This window comes from Rhizobium sp. RAF36, assembly GCF_052114105.1.
In the GTDB taxonomy this organism is placed as follows: domain Bacteria; phylum Pseudomonadota; class Alphaproteobacteria; order Rhizobiales; family Rhizobiaceae; genus Rhizobium.
This window is the reverse complement of record NZ_JBFREC010000021.1, coordinates 1-2,482: the sequence shown is the minus strand read 5'-3', so window position 1 is coordinate 2,482 and position 2,482 is coordinate 1. Positions and strand designations below refer to the sequence as shown.

General features: G+C 60.0%; 1 protein-coding gene and 1 pseudogene. Both read right to left on the bottom strand.

Going from position 1 to position 2,482, the window contains the following annotated elements:
* Window positions 1-137: 137 nt before the first annotated feature.
* Window positions 138-872 (bottom strand): IS21-like element helper ATPase IstB, encoded by a 735-nt coding sequence (gene istB, locus AB4Z25_RS29295; RefSeq protein WP_442210560.1) that lies wholly within the window; start codon window positions 870-872, stop codon window positions 138-140.
* A pseudogene (gene istA, locus AB4Z25_RS29290) lies at window positions 805-2,371 on the bottom strand (IS21 family transposase). Before istA ends, istB begins: the two are co-directional and overlap by 68 nt.
* Window positions 2,372-2,482: the final 111 nt, after the last annotated feature.

Sequence of the window (2,482 nt, the reverse complement as noted above, 5' to 3'; positions counted from 1 at the left end):
TGTCAATCGGCTCGCAATGTTGACCCCTTATCGGCGTCCAATATTCACCCCCCTATAGGCGATCAGCGCTTGGCCTGCCCGGCGCTGGCCGGGGTTGCAAAGGGAAGGCCAAGTGCGGGTGATGGGTATCTTTGGCTTTAGCTTTGAGAGCGGTTTTTAAAGCGCCATGACTCGTTTCCGGTTTCCACGATCTCGCAGTGATGGGTCAGCCGGTCGAGAAGAGCCGTCGTCATCTTCGCATCGCCAAACACCGACGGCCATTCACCGAAGGCGAGGTTCGTGGTGACGATGATCGAGGTGCGCTCATAGAGCCTGCTGATCAGGTGGAACAGGAGCTGGCCACCGGCCTGCGCGAACGGCAGGTAACCGAGTTCATCGAGAATGATGAAGTCGAGGCGTGTGAGGTAATCGGTCATCCGGCCCTGCTTGCCGTTGCGCGCTTCCGTTTCCAGCCGATTGACCAGGTCGACGACATTGAAGAAGCGGCCGCGCGTGCCGTTGCGGATGAGCGCACGGGCGATCGCGATGGCCAGATGGGTCTTGCCTGTTCCCGTGCCACCGACGAGGACGATGTTGCGCTGGTCGGCGACGAAGGTGCCTGTGGCCAGTTCCCGCACCAGGGGTTCATTGACGGGCGTGTCGGTGAAGTCAAAGTCGTGGATGTCTTTCGCCAACGGCAGCTTGGCGATACTGAGCTGGTAGCGAATGGACCGAGCCTGCTTCTCGGCGATCTCCGACTGCAGGAGGTCACCGACGATGCGCGGCGGTTCGTGTTGCCGTTTGATGCCATTGCCCATGATCTCGTCATAGGCGCTGCGCATTCCGTAGAGCTTCAGCGTGCTCATCAGTTCGAGAACGTCTGTGCGTTCCATTAACTTGCCCTCCTGAGCCTATCATAACGGGCGCAGTCGGCGACCGGCTCATGGGCAAGCCGAAGCGCATCGGGGATTTGCAGAGTTGCCGCCGGAGCCGGATCGCGGCTTCGCGCCAGAATATTGATGATCACCGAGGCCGAGCAGACACCGTGCTCAAGCGCCTCCTGGCAAGCTGCCTCGACCGCAGCAAGACCATCGGCGGGAACGCATCCGAGTATGGTGACCATCTGTCGGTCACCGTCATCGACGCTCTTCAACCGCTTGCGAACCTTCTCCATCGCGGCTGGCAAAACCCATTCCCGGAAAGGAGCACCGTTGCGCAAGGCACCGGGTTTGCGAGCGAGGACAGGGATGTAATGCCAGGGATCATAGACGGTATCGCCGCGGCCAAAGCTGCGCTGATGTTCCGCGACCGTCACCCCATCCTGCTTGATGACGATCCGGTTCGCATAGGCATGAACCTCGACGGGGCGACCAACGGCAGTCGACAGGACCGAGTATTTGTTGTTGTCGAAGCGGACGGTGCAGGTCTTCGACACCGAGGCCGGAACGCTGTGGAAGCCATCGAATGGGCCAACGTAGCGCACGAGGCTGCTGCGTTCGGCTTCGAACATCTGCCAAACTGTCTGCGCCGTCTGTTCGGGATGGCTATGAGCCTTGGCATAGGCAACGCATTTATCGAGCAGCCAGACATTCAGTTCCTCCAGGCTTTTGACTCTGAGGCGCGGCGTAAAAAACCGCTCGCGCACAAGGCCGACCTGGTTCTCGACCTGTCCCTTCTCCCAGCCGGATGCTGGCGTGCAGGCTACGGGGTGGACGAGATAATGGCTGCACATCTGCAGGAAACGGCGATTGTAGAGCCGTTCCTTGCCGATAAAGACAGCCTCCACCGCCGTCTTCATGTTGTCATAGATGCCGCGCGTGCAGGTGCCACGGAAGAAGTCGAAGGCCTTGTCGTGGGCGTCGAAGACCATCTCCTGGCTCTCACGCATATAGGCCCGCGCGAACATCATCCGGCTGTGGCAGAGCCGGACATGCGCAACCTTCACCGTCGTCGTCACGCCCTGGATCAGAACGATCTCATGGCTCCAGTCGAACTGATAAGCCTCGCCGGGCGCATAATAGAGCGGCACGTAGGCCTCGGCGGTCACAGCCACTCGACCCTTCGACCATCCCTTCGCATAGCGCCGGATTGCATCGTAGCTGCCGTCGTAGCCCAGCGCCCGAAGCTCTTCGTAAATCCGGATCAGCGTCAGTCGCTCGCGAGATGGCTTGCCTTCGTTCGCGGCCAAGAAGCGCTCGATCTCGGCTTTCCAAGCTCCGGTCTTCGGTAGCGGCTGGCGTTCTCTCTCGTAGGAAAAGTCAGTATCATCGGAACGCAGAATCTTGCGCACCGTGTTGCGGGACACATGCAGCTCCCGAACGATCTTCTTCACCGACCAGCCCTGAACATGGAAGGCTCGACGAACACGCGCAATCGTATCCACTCGCTTCAACTCCCCCTCCATCCGTCAGCAAAAGACGGATGGTCAGACGAAACAGGTGGGGGGTCAAAATTGGACGCCGGTCACCCCGCCAGGGGGGTCAATATTCCACGCCGAAACACA